The sequence below is a fragment of the Nocardia sp. NPDC051321 genome, assembly GCF_044455225.1.
Lineage (GTDB): Bacteria > Actinomycetota > Actinomycetes > Mycobacteriales > Mycobacteriaceae > Nocardia.
Genome location: NZ_JBITEM010000001.1, coordinates 747,716 through 767,165, shown reverse-complemented (window position 1 = coordinate 767,165; position 19,450 = coordinate 747,716). Strand labels below are relative to the sequence as shown.

18 protein-coding genes are annotated in these 19,450 nt (G+C 67.1%); 10 read left to right on the top strand and 8 right to left on the bottom strand.

Translation table 11 applies throughout. From position 1 onward, the window contains the following. The first annotated feature begins 31 nt into the window (after positions 1–31). From ACIA8C_RS03600 to ACIA8C_RS03585, 4 genes are all read left to right on the top strand, one after another. Complete coding sequence (locus ACIA8C_RS03600) at positions 32–1,474, top strand: fatty acid desaturase (RefSeq protein ID WP_397130645.1); 1,443 nt, start codon at positions 32–34, stop codon at positions 1,472–1,474. Positions 1,475–1,769: 295 nt separating this feature from the next. After that, positions 1,770–3,044 (top strand): fatty acid desaturase family protein, encoded by a 1,275-nt coding sequence (locus ACIA8C_RS03595; protein ID WP_397130644.1) that lies wholly within the window; start codon positions 1,770–1,772, stop codon positions 3,042–3,044. A 235-nt stretch (positions 3,045–3,279) separates the two neighbouring features. After that, the gene (gene bluB / locus ACIA8C_RS03590; protein ID WP_397130643.1) at positions 3,280–3,900 is read left to right on the top strand and encodes a 5,6-dimethylbenzimidazole synthase; all 621 of its coding nucleotides are present in this window, start codon (positions 3,280–3,282) and stop codon (positions 3,898–3,900) included. A gap of 314 nt (positions 3,901–4,214) precedes the next feature. After that, entirely contained in the window at positions 4,215–4,460 is a 246-nt protein-coding gene (locus ACIA8C_RS03585) for a hypothetical protein (RefSeq protein WP_397130642.1), read from the top strand. A 550-nt stretch (positions 4,461–5,010) separates the two neighbouring features. Here ACIA8C_RS03585 and ACIA8C_RS03580 read toward each other — a convergent pair. Further along, positions 5,011–6,303 carry an acetyl-CoA C-acyltransferase gene (locus ACIA8C_RS03580; RefSeq protein ID WP_397130641.1) on the bottom strand — a complete coding sequence of 431 codons (1,293 nt, stop codon included), beginning with the start codon at positions 6,301–6,303 and terminating at the stop codon, positions 5,011–5,013. A 318-nt stretch (positions 6,304–6,621) separates the two neighbouring features. On the opposite strand from ACIA8C_RS03580, the gene ACIA8C_RS03575 reads away from it, so the two are divergent. From ACIA8C_RS03575 to ACIA8C_RS03560, 4 genes are read left to right on the top strand one after another with little or no spacing between them, the layout of a single operon-like run. Beyond that, positions 6,622–7,329, top strand: a complete 708-nt coding sequence (locus tag ACIA8C_RS03575; RefSeq protein WP_397130640.1) for a helix-turn-helix domain-containing protein — start codon at positions 6,622–6,624, stop codon at positions 7,327–7,329. Between the two features lies 1 nt (position 7,330). Beyond that, positions 7,331–7,768 carry a hypothetical protein gene (locus ACIA8C_RS03570; RefSeq protein WP_397130639.1) on the top strand — a complete coding sequence of 146 codons (438 nt, stop codon included), beginning with the start codon at positions 7,331–7,333 and terminating at the stop codon, positions 7,766–7,768. 48 nt (positions 7,769–7,816) lie between these two features. Continuing rightward, a complete protein-coding gene (locus ACIA8C_RS03565) occupies positions 7,817–8,341 on the top strand; it encodes a hypothetical protein (protein WP_397130638.1) in 525 nt (174 codons plus the stop codon). Next, complete coding sequence (locus ACIA8C_RS03560; RefSeq protein ID WP_397130637.1) at positions 8,338–9,477, top strand: MAB_1171c family putative transporter; 1,140 nt, start codon at positions 8,338–8,340, stop codon at positions 9,475–9,477. The genes ACIA8C_RS03565 and ACIA8C_RS03560 overlap by 4 nt, the downstream gene beginning before the upstream one ends. A gap of 80 nt (positions 9,478–9,557) precedes the next feature. On the opposite strand, the gene hpf is transcribed toward ACIA8C_RS03560, so the two are convergent. The 6 genes from hpf to ACIA8C_RS03530 form a co-directional block, all read right to left on the bottom strand. Further along, the gene (gene hpf, locus ACIA8C_RS03555) at positions 9,558–10,322 is read right to left on the bottom strand and encodes a ribosome hibernation-promoting factor, HPF/YfiA family (RefSeq protein ID WP_397130636.1); all 765 of its coding nucleotides are present in this window, start codon (positions 10,320–10,322) and stop codon (positions 9,558–9,560) included. Between the two features lie 183 nt (positions 10,323–10,505). Further along, positions 10,506–11,150, bottom strand: coding sequence for a ComF family protein (locus ACIA8C_RS03550; RefSeq protein WP_397130635.1), 645 nt, complete (start codon positions 11,148–11,150; stop codon positions 10,506–10,508). 94 nt (positions 11,151–11,244) lie between these two features. After that, positions 11,245–13,065: an MtrAB system accessory lipoprotein LpqB gene (lpqB, locus tag ACIA8C_RS03545; protein WP_397130634.1), complete on the bottom strand. Its 1,821-nt coding sequence runs from the start codon at positions 13,063–13,065 to the stop codon at positions 11,245–11,247. Between the two features lie 70 nt (positions 13,066–13,135). Beyond that, positions 13,136–14,899 carry an MtrAB system histidine kinase MtrB gene (mtrB, locus tag ACIA8C_RS03540; protein WP_397130633.1) on the bottom strand — a complete coding sequence of 588 codons (1,764 nt, stop codon included), beginning with the start codon at positions 14,897–14,899 and terminating at the stop codon, positions 13,136–13,138. 70 nt (positions 14,900–14,969) lie between these two features. After that, on the bottom strand, positions 14,970–15,647 hold the full coding sequence (gene mtrA / locus ACIA8C_RS03535) for an MtrAB system response regulator MtrA (protein ID WP_069163595.1): 678 nt from the start codon (positions 15,645–15,647) through the stop codon (positions 14,970–14,972). Between the two features lie 78 nt (positions 15,648–15,725). After that, positions 15,726–16,373, bottom strand: a complete 648-nt coding sequence (locus ACIA8C_RS03530) for a dTMP kinase (RefSeq protein ID WP_397130632.1) — start codon at positions 16,371–16,373, stop codon at positions 15,726–15,728. A 126-nt stretch (positions 16,374–16,499) separates the two neighbouring features. Between ACIA8C_RS03530 and ACIA8C_RS03525 the strand changes: the two genes are divergently transcribed. Continuing rightward, positions 16,500–16,751 carry a hypothetical protein gene (locus tag ACIA8C_RS03525; RefSeq protein WP_397130631.1) on the top strand — a complete coding sequence of 84 codons (252 nt, stop codon included), beginning with the start codon at positions 16,500–16,502 and terminating at the stop codon, positions 16,749–16,751. 61 nt (positions 16,752–16,812) lie between these two features. Here ACIA8C_RS03525 and ahcY read toward each other — a convergent pair whose 3' ends face one another. Then, positions 16,813–18,297, bottom strand: coding sequence for an adenosylhomocysteinase (gene ahcY, locus ACIA8C_RS03520; protein ID WP_397130630.1), 1,485 nt, complete (start codon positions 18,295–18,297; stop codon positions 16,813–16,815). A 101-nt stretch (positions 18,298–18,398) separates the two neighbouring features. On the opposite strand from ahcY, the gene ACIA8C_RS03515 reads away from it, so the two are divergent. Further along, positions 18,399–19,445 (top strand): glycerophosphodiester phosphodiesterase, encoded by a 1,047-nt coding sequence (locus tag ACIA8C_RS03515; RefSeq protein ID WP_397130629.1) that lies wholly within the window; start codon positions 18,399–18,401, stop codon positions 19,443–19,445. Positions 19,446–19,450: the final 5 nt, after the last annotated feature.

Genomic DNA, 19,450 nt, shown 5'->3' with positions numbered 1-19,450 from the left:
CAAATCAAAGTGAGCAGCGAAAGGACACCCGGTGGCAATCACCGATATTCAGGCATTTGCGCACCTGACTGCGGCAGACATCGAAACACTGGGGCAGGAGCTCGATTCGATCCGCCGCTCGGTGGAGCAGTCCCGCGGCGAACGTGACGCCAAATACATCCGGCGCACCATCGCCGCACAGCGGGCACTCGAGGTCGCGGGCCGCGCGGTGCTGTTCGGCAGCCGCAAGCGCTGGGCCTGGCTCGCCGGCACCGCGTTGCTGTCGGTCGCCAAGATCGTCGAGAACATGGAGCTCGGGCACAACATCAGCCACGGCCAATGGGACTGGATGAACGACCCGGAGATCCACTCCAGCACCTGGGAGTGGGATCAGACCGGGCCGTCGTCGCAGTGGCGGCGGGCGCACAACTACTCCCACCACACCTATACCAACGTGCTCGGCAAGGACGAGGACCTCGGCTTCGGCATCCTGCGGATGACCCGCGACGAGGCATGGCGTCCGATGCACCTGGTGCAGCCGCTGGCGAACCTGCTGCTCGCCGCCACCTTCGAGTGGGGCATCGCGATCCACGACTGGAGTATCGAGAAGGAACTGTCCGGCACTCCGCCGAAAGAGCTGATGTCCGAGCCGAACCGCGAGTTCGGTCGCAAGATCGCCCGTCAGGTGGCCAAGGACTTCCTGTTCTACCCGGCGCTCACCGGTCCCGCGTTCATGTCGACGTTGAAGGCGAACGCGACCGCGAACCTGGTGCGCAACCTGTGGGCCTACGCGGTGATCTTCTGCGGTCACTTCCCCGACGGCGCCGAGAAGTTCACCATCGAGCAGCTCGAGGGCGAGACCAGCGGCGAGTGGTACCTGCGGCAGATGCTCGGCAGCGCCAACTTCAAGGCGGGGCCCGCGATGGCGTTCATGAGCGGCAACCTCTGCTACCAGATCGAGCACCACCTGTTCCCCGACCTGCCGAGCAACCGGTACTCCGAGGTCGCGGTGCGGGTGCGCGAGCTGTGCGACAAGTACGACCTGCCCTACACCACCGGTTCGCTCGGCAAGCAGTACCTGCTCGCCTTCCGGACCATCCACAAGCTCGCGCTGCCGGACAGTTTCCTCAAGGCCACCGCCGACAACGCCCCCGAGACCTCCTCGGAACGCAAGTTCGCCGGCATCACGCTGCCGTCGCTGCCGAGTTCGGACACCGCGAGCTGGCTCGGCGTCGACCCGGAGACCGGGCAGCGGCGCGGGCTGCGCTCGGCGATGCGCGAGGCCAAGGTGGTGCTCAAGGAGAAGGCGCGGCAGGAGAAGGAAATGCTGCGCGAGGCCAAGCGCGCGCTGCGCGAAAAGGCCGAGCACGAGAAGGAAGCGCTGCGCGAGGCCACCGTGGCACTGCAGGAGCGGGCCCGCACCGAGCAGGCTTCGCTGCGCCGCAAGGCCGTGCTGCGGCGGGCTTCGCTGCGGCGCACGCGCCGACGTCGGTGAGCTGAACCAGTCGAGGGCCGGTACTCAGGCGGAGTACCGGCCCTCGCTGTCAGGACATCACCAGCGCACCCGGCGGCCGCTTCGAGTTGCGCGGAAGTGTCCGATAGAGCAGTATCAAGCACCGAACGGAGCGGCCGAGCCTGCGCCGGAAGGCCGTGCGGGAGAAGGCTTTACGCCGTATCGCCCGGGCAATCGGCCTAGCATCAAACGACCGCGTTAGCAATGCGGGATTTGCCACACCCGCGTTCAGGTTCTCGTAACCTACGGTCTCGTAACCTACGGTACTGTAACCGACATGGCGATCTCGGATGTCAAGGAATACGCACATCTCACCGACGCCGACGTGGAAGCACTCGGCGCGGAATTCGACGCGATCCGGCGGGATATCGAAGCCTCGCGCGGTGCGCGCGACGCGCGGTACATCCGCAACGTGATCCGGCTGCAGCGCGCACTCGAGATCAGCGGCCGCGGCGTGCTGTTCGCCAGCTTCTTACCGCCCGCCTGGCTGGCCGGCGTCGCCCTGCTCAGCACCGCCAAGATCATCGAGAACATGGAGATCGGGCACAACGCCATGCACGGGCAGTGGGACTGGATGAACGATCCGGAAATCCACTCCAGCACCTGGGAATGGGACAATGCGGGCGCGGCCAAGCACTGGAAGCACACGCACAACTACCTGCACCACAAGTACACCAACGTGCTCGGCATGGACGACGACATCGGTTACGGCCTGCTGCGCGTCACCCGTGACCAGAAGTGGAAGCCGTTCAACCTGGGCAACCCGGTCTACAACCTGGTTTTGCAGCTGCTCTTCGAATACGGCGTCGCGATCCAGCACATGGAGCTCGGCAAGCTGGCCGCTGGCCGGTTCAAGCCCGGCACCCCGGAGCGCGCCGACTTCGAGCGCAAGCGCAGCGAGGCGCTCACCAAGATGGGCAAGCAGGTCGTCAAGGACTACGTGATCTTCCCGGCGCTCACCGGTCCCGCGTTCTTCTCGACGTTGACCGCCAACCTCGCCGCGAACGCGATCCGCAACGTGTGGTCCAACGCGGTGATCTTCTGCGGGCACTTCCCCGACGGCGCGGAGAAGTTCACCAAGGCCGATATCGATGGCGAAACCAAGGGCCAGTGGTACCTGCGCCAGATGCTCGGCAGTGCCAACATCTCCGGCGGCCCGCTCACCCACTTCATGACCGGCAACCTCAGCCACCAGATCGAACACCACCTCTTCCCCGACCTGCCGAGCAACCGGTACGCCGAGATCGCCGTGAAGGTCAGGGAACTGGCCGAAAAGTACGACCTGCCCTACACCACCGGCTCCCTGCCGGTGCAGTACTTCAAGGCCTGGCGAACCATCCTCAAGCTGTCCCTGCCGAACAAGTACCTGCGCGACACCGTCGACGACGCTCCCGAAACCGCTTCGGAACGCAAGTTCGCAGGCACCCCCGGCCCGGTCATCGACCCGGAAACCGGCAGACGCCGCGGCCTGCGCACCGCCCTCGCCGAGGGCAAGAAGCGCCTCTCCCGCCGCCCCGCCCCCATCGAACGCGCACTGCAACTCACCAAGTAACCCGCTCAGCGCCATACCCGGCCCGGTTCGATCTCATCGGACCGGGCCGACGTATGCGCGCCGCAACGAAACATGGCAGGCACTCCACCGCAAGCTTCGAGGTGAGCCAAATGGTCGCTCTCGACATTCGAGCGGAGTCATATGGTCGCTGTTGAAGATCTTTTAGGCACCATCTGACTCCCCTCGAATGCGCGAACGGCGTGGGTGGTTGAGTTAGCGGGTGGGTGCTGACGGGTTGAGTGTTTATGAGGCTATTCGGGTGCGGCGCGATGTGCGGGCAGAGTTCACCGGAGAACCGGTGGACGACGCGACGCTGTGGCGAATTCTCGAAGCCGCGCATCGGGCGCCGAGCGTCGGGAATTCGCAGCCGTGGGATTTCGTCGTGGTGCGCGATCCGAGCACGCTGCGAAAGTTCGCGGATCATGTGGCGGACAAGCGGATCGAATTCCGTACCGCGCTGCCGCCGGAGCGCGCGGCCACCTTCGAGCCCATCAAGATCGAGGGCATTGTCGAGAGCGGCACCGGCATCGTGGTCAGCTACGACCACGGCCGCGGCGGCCCGCAGGTGCTCGGCCGCGCCACCGTCCCCGAAACGGGGGTCTACTCCGCCGTTCTCGCGATCCAAAACCTCTGGCTGGCCGCCACCGCGGAGGGTATCGGCGTCGGCTGGGTCTCCTTCTACGAGCCCGAATTCCTCACCGACCTCGTCGCCCTGCCCGCGGGCATCCACCCCGTGGCCTGGCTGTGTATCGGTCCCGTCCACGCCTTCCAGCAGATCCCCGACCTGGAACGATTCGGCTGGCGCAGCGGCCGACCCCTGCACGACGCCGTTCACCGCGAGACCTACCGCGCCTGACGCACACCCCCCGCCCCCGTCGCACCGCCAGCAGCAACATCGGCGAAGACCCCGGCGAGCCGCTGCTCCCTCGTAACTACTTCTGGCCCATCGACAAATCGGCCGATCAGTGTCCGGGATGTCCTGTCACTGGAGTGTCAGCGATGTGCTGTCCGTTGAGGCATTCTCCGCCTGGATTCGGTGTGTGAGAGATCACGGAGTTTACGGATACCCGAGGATTCGCCGACTCGGCTATTGGGTACGCCAAGGACGGATCCATCTCGGACAATGGATTTTTCGCGGACGCAGTGTTCTTCAGGTTCAGGAGGTTTGCCATGGCCAACGTCGACGCCGTAAGGCTGTCGAACGAGCTCGGCATCGATCTCGCCTCCGCCATGCTCCGCCTGCGCCGCGAGGGTCGCCCCGGCGAAACCAACCACGACACCTGCCTGCGCATCATCGCCGACGAGGGCCGTAAACCCCAGACCGCCCCCCGCACATACACCAGCTACGGCGTCCGCCCCACCGCAGACGGCACCATCCCGGTAATCCCCCCGGACCGCCCACCACGCCCGCGCTAGCCCAATCCCCAACCACCGGCTCACCCCAGCCAACCTGAACACGAGATCCCGTGCCGCGCAGACGCTGCCCTGCCGCGCACGAAATCGCCAGCTAATTCGAACGCGGCAAGCGAGCCTGTGCACGGCACACCAACCATGGCGGCAGGCAACCAGATACCGGTTCAGACCGACCGGCGCAGACGAGACCGCCAGCGCGCCCGAACCTGCCCGAGTCACGAAATCCCGTGCCGCGCAGGTCCTGTCCTGCCGCACACGAAATCGCTAGCTGACTCCTGCGCGGAAGGCGAACCCTATGCGCGACAGGCTAACCCATTGCGCGCCAGACTGAATCGCGAGCGCCAGTGCTGCGCAGACTGTGTCTGCCGCGCGCGAAACCGCCAGCTGATTCGTGCGCGGCGAACAAACCTCTGCGCGACAAGCGATCCGCGGGGTGCCCGCGGCACCGAATCACCAAAGCCTATGCTGCGCATAGCTTGCCGTGCCGCGCACGAAACGTGCTAGCTAGCTCGTGCGCGGCAGGCGAGGCTATGCGCAGCGGGCGACCCGTGCGTCAGATGCGCTCGAGTACCGCTGAGGCTCCGATGCCGCCTGCGGCGCAGATGCCCAGCAGCGCAGCGTTTTTGCCGGTGCGGGCTAGTTCGTTGGCCATGGTGGTGACCATGCGGGCGCCGGTGGCGCCGAAGGGGTGGCCGAGGGAGACCGAACCGCCGTGCACGTTGAGCTTGTCGATGTCGATCTCGCCGACGGCGGTGTCCCGGTCGAGGCGGGACTTGGCCCACTCGGTGCTGCCGAGCGCGGCGAGCACGGACAGCGTTTGCGCGGCGAAGGCCTCGTGGATGTCGACGAAATCGATGTCGCTCAACGACATTCCGGCCTTGTCGAGCGCACGCGGCATGGAGATCGCGGGCCCGATGAGCACCTGGTCGGTCGGATCGACGCTGACGTAACTCCACGAGCGGAACGCGGCGAGCGGCCGGTAGCCGAGCTCGAGCGCCTTTTCCTCGCTCATCAACAGCACCGCGGACGCGCCGTCGGTCAGCGGGCTCGCGTTGCCCGCGGTCACTGTGCCGTTTTCGGCGAACACCGGCTTCAGTTTCGATAGTTTTTCGATGCTGGTGTCGCCGCGGACCAATCCGTCGCGGTCGATCTCGGTGCCATCGGGGGTGCGCACCCGCAGCACCTCGTCGTCGAACCGGCCCGAATCGATGGCCGCTGCGGCGCGATGGTGCGAGCGAGCGGCGAACTCGTCCTGATCGGCGCGGCCGATGCCGTGGATGCGGGCCATCTTCTCGGCCGACTCCCCCATCACCTCACCGGTGGTGCGTTCGGCGATCTTCGGCCTGCTCGGCAGCAGATGGGTAAACGGCGCGAGTTGCGCGACCGCGGACAGATAGTCCTTCGGCTTCGGCTTGCCGAGTGCCAGCGGCGCCGCGGCGTGCACCACCTTCTGCGGCAGCTTGACCTCGGCATTGGAGGTGGAATCGCTGCCGCCCGCGATCATGATGTCGTATTCGCCGCGCTCGATCGCGGCCGCCGCGGAGGTCACCGCCTGCAGGCCCGACGCGCAGGCCCTGGTCACCGTGTAGCCCTCGCAACCGGCGTCGAGGCGCAGGTCGAGGGCGATTTCGCGGGCGATGTTCGGCGCCGCGCTCGGCAGGATGACCCCGCCCCAGACGATCGCCTGCACCTGGCCGCCGGGCAGCCCGGTCCGCTCGAGCAAACCACGGACCGCGGCATCGGCGAGCGCGATGGAATCCATCCGGGTGTATCCGGTGAACGCACGCACGAACGGCGTGCGCGCACCGGACACGATAACGGCACGGCGAGCAGCCTTGGTGGCCATGCGATTTCCTTTCGAGAGATCTATGACCACCAAACTTACTCCATAGTAAGTTCACCGTCGACCCCCTTCGCCGACGGTGATCCCGTGCGCAGCGGCGTTCCCCTCCACCGTCGCTGATTCCGGCCTGCCGCGCGCCGTTGCGCAACAGACCGGAGGCGCCCGTCCCGACGAACGCCCCTGCTCGTCTCGGAACGCGCTACAAGGCCGAAGTCGGGTGCGACTCGGCGCATCAGAACAGTAGCAATATTGCCACTGATTTTTCAAACATTTTCTATTGGTTTGCCTTTGCCGCTGCTCGCGCTTACCCTGGAGCGCACTATGCATAGCCCTTCGGAGCTGTCGCGGCGCCAGAAGAGATTCGGCCGAATCATCAAGGAACGCCGGGACGAGCTCGGACTCACGCAGTTACAGATCGGCGACCTCGGCGGGCCTTCGGCACCGACGATTCGCAAGATCGAGGACGGCGACGCGGCGATCAGCACGACAACGCTGAACAAGCTCGACGCGCCGCTGCGCTGGCTGCCGGGCAGTGCCGCACGCACCTACGCGGGCGGCTCGCCCGCCGTCGCCGACCCCGCGCTGTCCGCCCGCCACCCCGGCGAGTCCGTGGTGGCCGGGCCCGACTCGATCCGCTTCGAAATCGCCGATCTCACCGGCCTTCTCGCGACCGCGGGCCGGCTCAACGACGCCGTCGACAAGGGCACCGCGTCCGATCCCCAACTGGTCGCCGCGATCAGCGAGCTCAACCGGGTGGTCTCCACCCTGTCGGCGCGCTACGCGACCACGATGCTCGAACGCAACGGCGGCCCGGGCCGAGTACTCCACCCGCTCGTCGAAATGGCGTTCGCGCACCTGCTCGAGGTGCCCGCCGAGGCCAGCGACGCGACCGAACTGCAGGAACGGCGATACCGGCGCTGGCTGGCCGGCCGATCGGAGGACGTGGATGCTGCGACAGAAGGCCAGTTCCAGGCACGGTGGCTGGCTGCCAACCTGGCCACGACCGCGAGTCGAAACGGTGAGCACTGAGATGGCAGACAACGCGCCGACCGACGGAACCCTCACGCTGAGCCACAAGATCAACCGGTTGTTCGCGGTCGTGCACCCCCGCTCCGCGCCGGAGCGCAGCAACGCGGCGGTAGCCGAGCAGGCAGGCGATTACCTACGCCGAGCCGTCCCGGCGAGCCAGCTGGAGCGACTACGCAGCGGCGAATTCGACGGCGAAAATGCCCTCGGCACAGTCGAATCGGATCTGCTCGCGGCCATCGCGCAAAGCTTCGGCGTTGCCGCCGATTACCTCACCACGACAGGTCCGGCGGCCGCGGCCATCGACCGTGAGCTCGAACTGCTCGCGACCATGCGCGACGCCAATGTCTCCAGCATCGCGCTGCGCGGTTCCAACGTGGACCAGTCGATTCTCGCCAGGATCATCGAGAGCACGGATCGGCCCGTACCGCCGAGTCGGTAATATCGCTACCTACTGGGGGCAACGAGCTTGCTGTAGGAGAACGATCGCATGGCCATGCAGGCCCGGTTCCGGAACCTGACCCGAGACGTACCGATTCCGCACCCGTGGGATCTGTCGAGCTATCTCGACGATGTCGCGCAGTATCGCGGCCGCAGCATCAGCCTGCTGCCGATCGATACCGCGCTGCTCGCGGGCACCGGATGCGGCACCGGCAGCGGACTGTGGATCGCCAAGCAGGACAGCGATGTCATCGTCCATGGCGCGGACACCACCGAGTGGCACGCCGAGCACATCATCGTGCACGAGCTCGGCCACATGCTGCTCGGCCACGGCCCGGAGCGGCCGGCCGACGGCGAGCCCGCGCCGAGCACACCCACGGTGGCCGCGGTCGCCGAACTGCTGCCGTCGATCTCGCCGGAATCCATCGCGCACGTGCTCGGCCGCACCGACTACGGCACCACCCGCGAACGCGATGCCGAGACCTTCGCCGACATGGTCATGTTGCACGCCATGCGCCCACCACGCCGAGACTCGTTGCTGCACCGGACATTCTTCCGCGACCGCCGTCGGTGAGCTCGCCGGTCCCCCCGGTGTTCGCGGTGCCGGTGATCATCTTCGTCGTCGCCGTGTTCCTCGGGCGCCGCGTGCTGCTCAACGGCACCGCGATCGACCGCCTGCTCAACCGCGCCCTGGCCTGGACCGCGCTGTCGCTGATACTGCTCGAGCGGGGCATCGCGCCGCGCTTCGGCAGCCTGCTGCACCAGCTGTCGATGGGCGCGACCATGCTCGGCATCGCGAGCCTGTTCGGCGCCGCGCTGCTGTGGGCCGACGCCGCCCCGCGGCTGGCCGCGCGCCGCCAGCGCTTCTTCGACCTGGCCGCCGCCGCGTCCGTGCTACTGATCCTGATCATCGGCACGCCTTACCGGCGGGCCGGGACGCTGCTCGGGCAGGACAGCAGCTGGCAGGAGTTCGTGGTGTCGGCGGTGATGTGGATTCCGCTGATCGCGGTGGGCACGCTGGTCTGGCGGGCCGGCCTGCGCGAGCTGCGCGGCGGCGAGGTCACGCGGTACGAGCGCGTCGTCTTCACCGCCCTGCTGGCGACGCCGTTCATCGCGAGCGCGAGTCTGGCCAGTTCGATCGCCAGGCACACCGGCCATTGGCAAGCCGACGACCCGGGGCTGACTCGTTGGGCCGCACCTAATTTCGGCACGGTGTTCGTGCTGGCCGCGATGCTGGCCGTCCCGCTGATCGAGCTGTTGTCGGCGCGCACCGGCTGGAACCGGGCCGGGCGGTACTGCCGCCGACTGCGGCCGCTGTGGCGCGATCTCACCGCGGCGGTACCCGAAATCGTGCTTCCCACAACAGATTCGACCCCGCCGGACGCACGCTTGCTCCGCATGACGGTGGAGATCCGCGACGCACTGATGCAGTTGCACCGGTACCTACCCACCGACAAGGCGACGGAGCTCGGCCCGCCGAGTAGCACGCGCTACGCCAGGCAGCTGCGGCAGGCCATCGCGGCCAGGCGCGACGGTGCCGCACCGGCCACCGCCCCGCGCGAGGCCGATCGTTTCGGCGCGCCGTCGAGCGATATCGACTCGGACATACGTCGCCTGCTCGACCTCGCACGGATCTGGCGCAGCCGCGAAATCCGCACCGCGACAACGGATATGACGGATTTCGTGGCGAAGCCTAGCCTAGACGGCTGATCACTTCGACCAGAGCGGGTCTCCGGGCACCCAACTCGAGCGCTGACTGCCCGGAGCGGCGGATTGGTGAAGCCTTTGGACTATGCGAGCCGGATCAGGCCGTAGTCGAAGGCGTGCCTGCGATAGACAACCGACGGTCGGTCGGTCTCGCGGTCTTGGAAGAGGAAGAAGTCATGGCCGACGAGTTCCATCTGGTAGAGGGCGTCGTCGACGGACATCGGGGTCGCGGTGTGCACCTTGGTGCGAACGATATGGCCGGGCCCGGCCGCGTATTCCGAGTTTTCCGGCATCCCGTCGGAGCGGCGGCGGGCGTCGCCGTCGGGGTGGTCGTGCGCGGTGGTGGAGCCGTTTCCGTTCGGCTGGGCGAACAGGCTCTCGTCCACCAGGTCGGCGGTCGCCTGGGCGACGGAGACGGGGGTCTTGTCCCCGTAGTGCACCTTGCGGCGATCCTTGGTGCGGCGCAGGCGGCTCTCCAGCTTCGCCGTCACCGACTCGAGCGCGGCGTAGAAACTGTCGGCACATGCCTCGGCCCGTACGATCGGGCCCTTGCCACGCGCGGTGATCTCCACCCGCTGACAACTCTTGCGCTGCCGTCGATTTCGCTCGTGGAACAGTTCGACGTCGAAGATGAAAATGGACGGATCGAAGCGTTCGAGCCTGGAGAGTTTCTCCGCGACATAGATTCGATAGTGATCCGGAACTTCGACATTGCGACCCTTGACCACGACGTCCGCGCGGGGCGTCTTGGCTTGGTCGGCAAGGGATTGTTCGGTCACGTCCAAGGTGCTGTCATCCAACACCGAAGGATCGGCGTCTTGCACTGAAGGTCGTGAAGAAGTCGTCACGCGTACCTCCCGAATATGGCCGCACAAACGAACGTGCGTGCGGCGGGAATGAGCCGTGCCGATCGACGATCTCTCGGCACATGTTGTCCGAGGCGCCACCTCCAAACTCCCGGTTCGGGTGTGTGTTCGCGACGCTAGTACGACATCGGGGAGTGCGCCAGTGTTCACGCAAATTTCCCGGAGTCAAGCAGCACAGATAACCAGTACGGCGTGTGGCCGGAGGCCGATTCGAGTCAGCGCGCGCACCGACGCACCGGCCGTCGCACCGGTTGTCAGCACGTCGTCGACCAGCACTACCTCGGCGTTTTCCGGCATCTCCGGCGTGGCCGGGCGGCCGGGTAGTGTGGTGACACGACCGCCGAGATTGTGAACCCGCTCACCGGGTGTCAAGCCCACCGAATCACGCACACCCCACCACACTCGCAGCAGAGATACCATTTGGCTATCGGGCAGCCAACTCGTGGCTACCTGAGTCATGCGCAGCACCGGATCCCCGCCCCGCCTGCGCGCCGCGACCGTCCGGCTCGGCGCGGGCACCAGCAGCAGCGGCCGGTCGCCGGCCCGCAAGCGGGCGAGACCGCCGGCGAGCGCCAGCCCGAGCGGCTCGGCCAGATCCCGGCGCCCCTGCTCTTTGGCCGCGAGCACCGCCCGGCGCCCCGGCCCCGCATACGGGCCGAGCGCCCAGCACGGCACCCCGGGCTCGGTCCTCGGCCATACCCGCGTCGGCGGACCCGCCAGCGCCGCCGCGCATTCGGCGCACCAGCCGACGCCAACGGCGCGACAGCCCGCACACGAGGCGGGCAGGATCAGATCAAGCAGGGTCCGCATCGCCCGAGTGTGCGCGCACCCACCGACAACGTCTCGATGCCCGGCCCGGCACATCGCTGATCCCGTTGCCGCGGAACCATTTACCGGAAAGCGCTCAGCTCGGCAGCACCGGGACGGCGTTCGCGCCGAGCCCAGGTACCTCACGCCAGTACGGCTCGCCACCATCCGGGTTGCTGGTCAGCTCCAGCACGGCCCGAGAATCCGCGGCGTACTGGTGTTCCGGAGTGGCACTGACCTGCCGCACGGGTGCCGTCAGGTTCCGGCTGGTCTGCGGGATCGGCTGCGACCCGTCGATCGACACGGTGCCGACCGGATCGACATTGCCCTCCCTGGAAATGATCAACCGGTCGCTACCGAACCACGACAACGACACGGCCGCCGCACTCGAATTGACGCCGACGGGCAACGGTGAGGCCAGCGCGAAGCCGCCGCCCGGCTTCGGAATGACCACCGCGACATAGACTTTGCCGTCGGCGATCAATGCGGCCCGCACGCCGGTACGGGAGATCCGCAGCTCGGTGATGGGCCCGTGGAAGGTCGATCCCGGTCCCGCCGAGGTGAGCGCGGAGGTGTCCACGTCCTGTATCGAGACGGTGTTGGTGGTTCGGTCGTTGACCGCGCGGATCACCCGCTCGCCATCGATGACGGCCCACGCGGCGGTGCCGTCGATGTTCCAGGACGGCCGGGTGATGGTGGTACCCGTTTCCACCGGAATCGCATTGCCGCCGTAGGTGCCGATCATCAGCGTGCGCGGCGGCTCCGCGGGCCGTCCGGTATCCGCGACACCGGCGACCAGCTGACTGTCCGGCGAAAGCGCGGCGGACAGCAGGTTGTTCACGGTGCCGAAGTAGCCGGGTGCGGGCACGATCGGGGCGTTGTTCTCCGGAACCTGCACCAGCGCGCCGCCGCGCAGCGCGTGCAGCCCGATCTGACTGTTGCCCAGCGTCGGCTGGCTGTACTGCTGGACGTCGGTAATCGACCAGCCGCTGCCGGTGAACCGGTCGTCGAACGGTTTGCCGTCGGCCAGCAGCATGTAGGGGCCCTGCACGTCCGCGCCCGCGAGGGTGAGCACCACCTGCGCGGCGAGTAGCTCACGATCGTGCGGATTGAGCGCCGAGGCGCCGGCGAAGTCGATCTTCACGCCGCCGAGCCCGACGCCGACCTCGTCCGGATCGCCGTTGGCCTTGGTGATGGGGCCGCGCAAGGTGATCGGCGCGGCCAGCTCGTTGCGCAGCACCGGGGCGAGCGCGGGTTGGGTGCCCTCGCCGAGCATGCCGAGCAGCCGCTGGGTCGCCTGCGCCTTGGGCACGGCGGCCCAGCGCAGGTCGGGCACCACGACGCTGCTGGTCGGATCGACGAAGTAGAGCACGTAGCGCCGGTACATCTTGCCGAACGCGATGGCATCCATCACCACACCGTCGGGCAGTTCGTCGATGCGCCACTCGTCGTTGACCTTGGTCATCTCGATCTTGTTCTCCAGCGGCGGATCCGCCGAGGCGCGGTACGCGCCGTTGCTTTCCAAGTCGGCGACCTTGCGCGCGCGGATGCGATACGTCGCCTTGTCGCCAGTTCGCGACTCGCGCAAGGTATCCGGCTTCTCCACGATGGTGGTGCCCGCGGCGTCGTCCCACTGCGCCGCGGCCGACGGGGTCATGTACTGACGGGCCGCCAGATGCCGATTGGTGGGGTCGGCGGTGGCCAGCAGAAAGTCACGCAGCAGCAGATCGGGGTCGCGTCCCTGGATGGGGGCCGGTGGCCCCTCCGAGGTCGGCTCGCGGTTGATGGTGCCGAGCGCCTGCGGCGCCGAGGATTCCGGCAGGCTCGCGCACCCGGGGAGCACGATCAACGCGGCAAGGGCCGCCGCGGCGAACGCGAACAGCCGCCGCACTTTCGCAGCACCGACACGCATGCTCATCAAACCCCTTCCCCGCAACCGCCGCCGCGGGCGCGCTTCGGATAGCCTGAGCCGGGCGGGTAACGCCAACTCATGACGGTACGTCCCCGGATTCGGTCACCGCGTCGGCACCCGGCTGCGCTGGTGCGACGGGCGCCGATCCGTTCCCGGTGACCGGCGCGGCCGCACTATCGCCCGGCGTCGTATCCGGCTCCGGCTCAGCCGAATTCGGCACGATCTCCAGTTCGACCTGTCGCCCGGCCGCCTGCTTGCGCACCGGCTCCAGGGAGAGCGGGCTCGCGCCGAGCTTCTTGCCGCGCACCAGCGGCAGCGTCAGCCGGAAGCTCGCGCCGATCCCGACCTCGCCCCAGGCTTCGAGCCTGCCTTCGTGCAGATTCGCGTCCTCGACGCTGATCGACAGCCCGAGACCGGTGCCGCCGGAACGGCGCATCCGGGACGGATCCGATCGCCAGAACCGGTTGAAGACCAGCTTCTCCTCGCCGGGCCGCAGGCCGATGCCCTGGTCGCGCACCACCACCGAGACCGCGTTGGCGTCGCTGTCGCCGCGCATCCTGATCAGCACCGGCTTGCCCTCGCTGTGATCGATCGCGTTCGCGAGCAGATTCCGCAGCACCCGCTCGACCCGGCGCGGATCGACCTCGGCGACCAACGGCTCCTCCGGCAGATCCATCACGACCTCGACGCCTGCGTCCTTGGCCAGGTGGCGCACCGTCGAGATGGCCGCCCGCGCGCACATCCGCACGTCCAGCGATTCGATCTGCAGCTCGGCGACGCCCGCGTCGTGGCGGCTGATCTCGAGCAGATCGTTGAGCAGTCCCTCGAACCGGTCCAGCTCGTTGACCAGCAGCTCCGCGCTGCGGGCCAGCGCCGGATCCAGATCGTCACTGCTGCCGTGGATCAGGTCCGCGGCCATTCGCACCGTGGTCAACGGGGTGCGCAGCTCGTGGCTGACGTCAGAGGTGAAGCGGCGCTGCAGGTTTCCGAATTCTTCCAGCTGGGTGATCTGGTTGGACAGGCTCTCGGCCATCTCGTTGAACGCCTGCGCCAGCCGGGCCATGTCGTCCTCGCCGCGCACCAGCATGCGTTCCTTGAGCCTGCCATCGGCGAAGCGACCGGCGATCCGCGCCGCCGAACGAATCGGCAGCACCACCTGTCTGGTCACCAACGCGGTGATCGCGGCAAGCAAGACGAGCAGCACGATGCCGCCGATCAGCATGGTGCCGCGCATCAGCGACAGGCTGCGCGCCTCGCTGGCCAGCGGGAAGATGAGGTAGATCTCCAGCGTGGGCACCTCGGTGCTCGGGCTGCCGATGATCAACGCAGGCCCGTGATACCCGCTCGAGTCCGAGACGGTGGTGAACTGACGGCTGACCTGTCCGCGCCGCACGAAGTTGCGCAGCTCGTTGGGCACGTCCTGGATCGGGCCCGCGTTGACCTCCTGCTGGCCGCTGCTCATCATCACCAGCGCCACGTCGTAGCTGCCCGCGACACCGGTCTGCGGGCTGCCGTCGCTGGACAACGCGTTGCGCGCCTCTTTCAGCTGGGCGCCGGTGTCGTGCGTGCCGACCAGCTGCTGGTGCACCGCGTTACGCGCGCGGCCCATCTCCTCGACCGCCGCGTTGATCTTGGTGTCCAACATCCGGTTGGTGATCTGGTCGGTCAGCACCACGCCGAGGATCGTGATCACGATCAGCGACAGGGTGATCGTCGAGACCGCGACGCGCAGTTGCAGCGATCGCTGCCAGAGGTGACCGAGCGCGGTGCCCAGTTCGGTGAACCGGACTCCCACCGCGGCCAGTCGCCGCTCCAGTTGGTTTCTGGAGCGATCGCTCACTGCCGCGCCTCGTCGGCGCTCGATGCCTCCGTCCGCACGAACGCTGCCACGATTCGCGAAACGCGACCGATCACGGCGGTCCGGCCTTGTAACCGACACCGCGAACGGTCAACACGATCTCCGGATTCTCGGGATCCTTCTCGACCTTGGCGCGCAGCCGCTGCACGTGCACATTCACCAGGCGGGTATCGGCGGCATGCCGGTAGCCCCACACCTGTTCCAGCAGCACCTCGCGGGTGAACACCTGACGCGGCTTGCGGGCAAGCGCGACAAGCAGATCGAACTCGAGCGGCGTCAGCGAGATCTGCGCACCGCCACGGGTCACCTTGTGCGCGGGCACATCGATCACGATGTCGGCGATGGACAACAGCTCGGCGGGCTCGTCCTCGGTGCGGCGCAATCGAGCGCGCACCCTGGCGACGAGTTCCTTCGGCTTGAACGGTTTGACGATGTAATCGTCAGCACCGGACTCGAGTCCGAGCACCACGTCGACCGTGTCGGTCTTCGCGGTGAGCATCACGATCGGTACTCCGGAATCGGCCCGCAGCACGCGGCATACATCGATGCCGTTCATGCCGGGCAGCATCAGGTCCAGCAACACCAGGTCTGGGCGGATCTCGCGAACCGCCGCCAGGGCCTGTGTGCCGTCGCCGACCACGTGCGGGTCGAACCCTTCCCCGCGCAGGACGATCGTGAGCATCTCTGCGAGTGCCATATCGTCGTCGACGACCAGAATCTTCGGCTTCATAATTACTATGTTGTCATCTCCCAGGCCAGGATCGGGCTGCCACGCCAACACTGGTGTGAACCCGCCGCACATCTAACCCTAATGGGTAATCAAATCGGCCAATCGCGCAGCCAGCGTGGCTGGATCGTCACCGGATCGGAATATCCACCACGGCCCATACCAGTTCCGTTGAGCGAGCTCACGGTACACCGCGCCGGTACGGTGCTGCAGCCCGCCATCGCGTTCATACGCGTCGAGCGCCCTGCTGTCGTCGAGTTCGCCGCGCCTGCGCGCCCGCTCGGCCGCGACCTCGGTCGGCACGTCGAGCAGCACCTGCAGTGCGGGCACCGGCAATTCAAATCGCCCGAACTCCAATTCCCCTACCCAGTGCACGAATTCGCCGTCGCCCGACTGCGCCGACCGGGCCGCCGAATATGCCGCATTGGACGCGACATACCGGTCGAGCAGCACGATGTCATTGTCGGCCAGCAGCTTCGACAGCTCGCCTCTCGCTTCCGCTCGATCGAGGGCGAACATCAGCGCCATCCCGTTGATCGACTCGGCCAGATCGCCGTGTCCGCCGCGCAAAGCCTCGGCCGCCAAGTCGGCGTGCACGGATTGCCCATAGCGTGGAAATGCCATTGTCCGCACGCGCACCCCGCGCGCCTGTAGATCACCGACGATCGCATCGATCAGTGTGCGTTTCCCAGCCCCGTCGAGGCCCTCCACCGCAACCAATGCACCCATGCGCAGCAGGTTAGTGGCTGGACGCCGAGTGCCGGTGCGCGGGTTCGCCTGCCAGGTAACGTTTTCGCGTGGGATCGCGACTCACGCACCGTCTACCTCAGTTGAACACGATCCATCTGGAGAACCATGAGCTCGTCCGTCCTGTCACGCAGTTCGATCCGCATGACCCTGGCCGCCGTCGGAATCGGCGCGGCACTCGTCCTCGGCGGCGGTACCGCCGCGGCGGCGCCACTCGGCCTCGGGTCCGCCGCATCGCCGGTGGCCGGCGACTCGCCCACCGCCGCTGTCGCCGATAGCGGTTCGGGCACGAGCGGGTCGGCCGGCCCCGGCTCGGTCCTTTGCTGGCTGCTGCACCCGAGTCCGACCTGCCAGATCTGACGTCGGCCGATCAGCGTCGAACCTGCCCTGCCGGTCCGGAAGGACCGGCAGGGCAGCTGTTTCAGTAGCGGTAGTGCTCCGGCTTGTACGGGCCGTCGACATCGACGCCGATGTACTCGGCCTGATCCTTGGTGAGCTTGGTCAGTTCGCCGCCGAGCGCCTCGACGTGGATCTTGGCGACCTTCTCATCGAGGTGCTTGGGCAGCCGGTAGACCTCGTTGTCGTATTCGTCCGGCTTGGTCCACAGTTCGATCTGCGCGATCACCTGGTTGGAGAAGCTGTTGGACATCACGAACGACGGGTGGCCGGTGGCGTTGCCCAGGTTCAGCAGGCGGCCCTCGGACAGCACAATGATCGACTTGCCGGACTCCTTGAACGTCCACTCGTCGACCTGCGGCTTGATGTTGATCCGGGTCGCGCCGGAGCGCTCAAGGCCGGCCATGTCGATCTCGTTATCGAAGTGACCGATGTTGCCGAGGATCGAGTGATCCTTCATCGCCTTCATGTGATCGAGGGTGATGATGTCCTTGTTGCCGGTGGAGGTGATCACGATGTCGGCGTCGCCGATCGCGCTCTCCACGGTGACCACGTCGTAGCCGTCCATCAGCGCCTGCAGCGCGTTGATCGGGTCGATCTCGGTGACCTGCACCCGGGCGCCCTGTCCGGCAAGCGATTCCGCACAACCCTTGCCGACGTCGCCGTAGCCACAGATCAGCACCTTCTTGCCGCCGATGAGCACATCGGTGCCGCGGTTGATGCCGTCGATCAGCGAGTGGCGGGTGCCGTACTTGTTGTCGAACTTGGATTTGGTGACCGAGTCGTTGACGTTGATCGCCGGGAACACCAGCTCGCCGGCGGCGGCGAACTGGTACAGCCGCAGCACGCCGGTGGTGGTCTCCTCGGTGACGCCCTGCACCGAATCGGCGATGGCGCTCCACTTACCCTTGTCGGACTCGAAGCGCTCGCGCAGCAGGTTCAGGAACACCTTGTACTCGGCCGAGTGGCTCTCGTCCGCAGGCGGCACCACGCCCGCCTTCTCGAACTGCGCGCCGCGCAGCACCAGCATGGTGGCGTCACCGCCGTCGTCGAGGATCATGTTGGCCGGCTCGTTCGGCCAGGTGAGCATCTGCTCGGCGGCCCACCAGTACTCCTCCAGGGTCTCGCCCTTCCAGGCGAAGACCGGGACACCCTTTGGCTCGTCGATGGTGCCGTGCGGGCCGATCACGATGGCGGCCGCCGCATGGTCCTGGGTGGAGAAAATGTTGCAGGAGGCCCAGCGAACCTCGGCGCCGAGCGCGACCAGCGTCTCGATCAGCACCGCGGTCTGCACGGTCATGTGCAGCGAGCCGGAGATGCGCGCGCCCTGTAGCGGCAGCACATCGGCGTATTCGCGGCGTAGCGCCATCAGGCCGGGCATCTCGTGCTCAGCGAGCCGGATCTCCTTGCGGCCGAATTCGGCCAACGCCAGATCTGCCACCTTGAAGTCGATGCCATTACGGACATCGGCGGTGAGTTCAGTTCGGGCGGGAAGTTCTGAGGTCGTCATAGCCTCTGTCTGCCTCTCCTGGAATGTCGGTACCAACACGCAAGGTTAATCGCTGGCGCGGCGGATGGGTACACCGTACTCACCCTTGCTAGCTTGGCGCGATGCCGAACCTCCGCGCCATAGTCACGACCGCCGTCGCCGGGTCCCTCGTCCTCGGGGTGAGCGCCGCCTGCGACAGCCGATCCGACTCGTCACCGGCTACCCCACCGCGAACGGTGGAGCTGCAGGCGCACCGCGGCGGCCGCGGTCTCACCGCCGAGGAGTCGCTGCCCGGCTTTGCCAAGGCGATCGAGCTCGGCGTGAGCACGCTGGAATTGGACATCGTGCTCACCGCGGACAAAATGCCGATGATCTGGCACGACCCGACGGTGCTCGCGACCAAGTGCGCGGACACCGCGCCGGTGGTGCCTGCCGATCCGCAGTTCCCCTACGTCGGCAAGCTGGTGCACGACCTGACCTACGCGCAGACCCAAACACTGGACTGTGGCAAGACCCTCACCGACTTCCCCGGCCAGCAGGCGGTGCCCGGCAACAAGATAGCCACGCTGCCCGCCCTGTTCGATCTGGTGAAGACCTACCGTGGCGCGCACCTGCGCTACAACATCGAGACGAAGGTGGAGGCCGAGCATCCCGAGCAGTCGGCGGCGCCGCAGGAGTTCGTCGATGTCATTCTGAGCACGGTCGCCGCGGCGGGCGAGACCGGCAACGTCGACGTCCAGAGCTTCGACTGGCGTTCACTTCCGCTGGTGCGCAAGGCGAATCCGGCGATCCCGCTGGTGGCGCTCTATGACGACACCACCTTCGTGGCCGGCTCGAAGTGGCTCGGCCCGATCCGCTACGAGGACTTCGCAGGCGATCCGCTCGGCGCGGTGCGGGCGCTCGGCGCCAATGCCGCCTCGCCGGGTTATTCGGTGCCCTCCGGCAAGAAGGTGGGCGAACCAGGCTTCGCCCTGGTGGCGGACAAGGCCTACGTCGAGCGCGCGCACGGGCTCGACCTGCGGGTGATCCCGTGGACGGTGAACGACAAGGCCACCATCGCCGCGCAGCTCGACACCGGCGTGGACGGCGTGATCACCGACTACCCCGACCGCGCGCGGGAAGCATTGCGGGAGAAAGGGTTACCCCTGCCTCCCGCCTACCACCACTGAGCCGG

Excerpts from the sequence above, each read along its gene's own strand:
- ACIA8C_RS03525 (WP_397130631.1), top strand. The coding sequence starts at position 16,500 with ATGAGCTCGTCCGTCCTGTCACGCAGTTCGATCCGCATGACCCTGGCC.
- ACIA8C_RS03515 (WP_397130629.1), top strand. The coding sequence starts at position 18,399 with ATGCCGAACCTCCGCGCCATAGTCACGACCGCCGTCGCCGGGTCCCTC.
- ACIA8C_RS03565 (WP_397130638.1), top strand. The coding sequence starts at position 7,817 with ATGGCCATGCAGGCCCGGTTCCGGAACCTGACCCGAGACGTACCGATT.
- ACIA8C_RS03530 (WP_397130632.1), bottom strand. The coding sequence starts at position 16,373 with ATGGGTGCATTGGTTGCGGTGGAGGGCCTCGACGGGGCTGGGAAACGC.
- ACIA8C_RS03580 (WP_397130641.1), bottom strand. The coding sequence starts at position 6,303 with ATGGCCACCAAGGCTGCTCGCCGTGCCGTTATCGTGTCCGGTGCGCGC.
- mtrA (WP_069163595.1), bottom strand. The coding sequence starts at position 15,647 with ATGAAGCCGAAGATTCTGGTCGTCGACGACGATATGGCACTCGCAGAG.
- lpqB (WP_397130634.1), bottom strand. The coding sequence starts at position 13,065 with ATGAGCATGCGTGTCGGTGCTGCGAAAGTGCGGCGGCTGTTCGCGTTC.
- ACIA8C_RS03570 (WP_397130639.1), top strand. The coding sequence starts at position 7,331 with ATGGCAGACAACGCGCCGACCGACGGAACCCTCACGCTGAGCCACAAG.
- ACIA8C_RS03550 (WP_397130635.1), bottom strand. The coding sequence starts at position 11,150 with ATGCGGACCCTGCTTGATCTGATCCTGCCCGCCTCGTGTGCGGGCTGT.
- ACIA8C_RS03585 (WP_397130642.1), top strand. The coding sequence starts at position 4,215 with ATGGCCAACGTCGACGCCGTAAGGCTGTCGAACGAGCTCGGCATCGAT.
- ACIA8C_RS03595 (WP_397130644.1), top strand. The coding sequence starts at position 1,770 with ATGGCGATCTCGGATGTCAAGGAATACGCACATCTCACCGACGCCGAC.
- ACIA8C_RS03575 (WP_397130640.1), top strand. The coding sequence starts at position 6,622 with ATGCATAGCCCTTCGGAGCTGTCGCGGCGCCAGAAGAGATTCGGCCGA.
- ahcY (WP_397130630.1), bottom strand. The coding sequence starts at position 18,297 with ATGACGACCTCAGAACTTCCCGCCCGAACTGAACTCACCGCCGATGTC.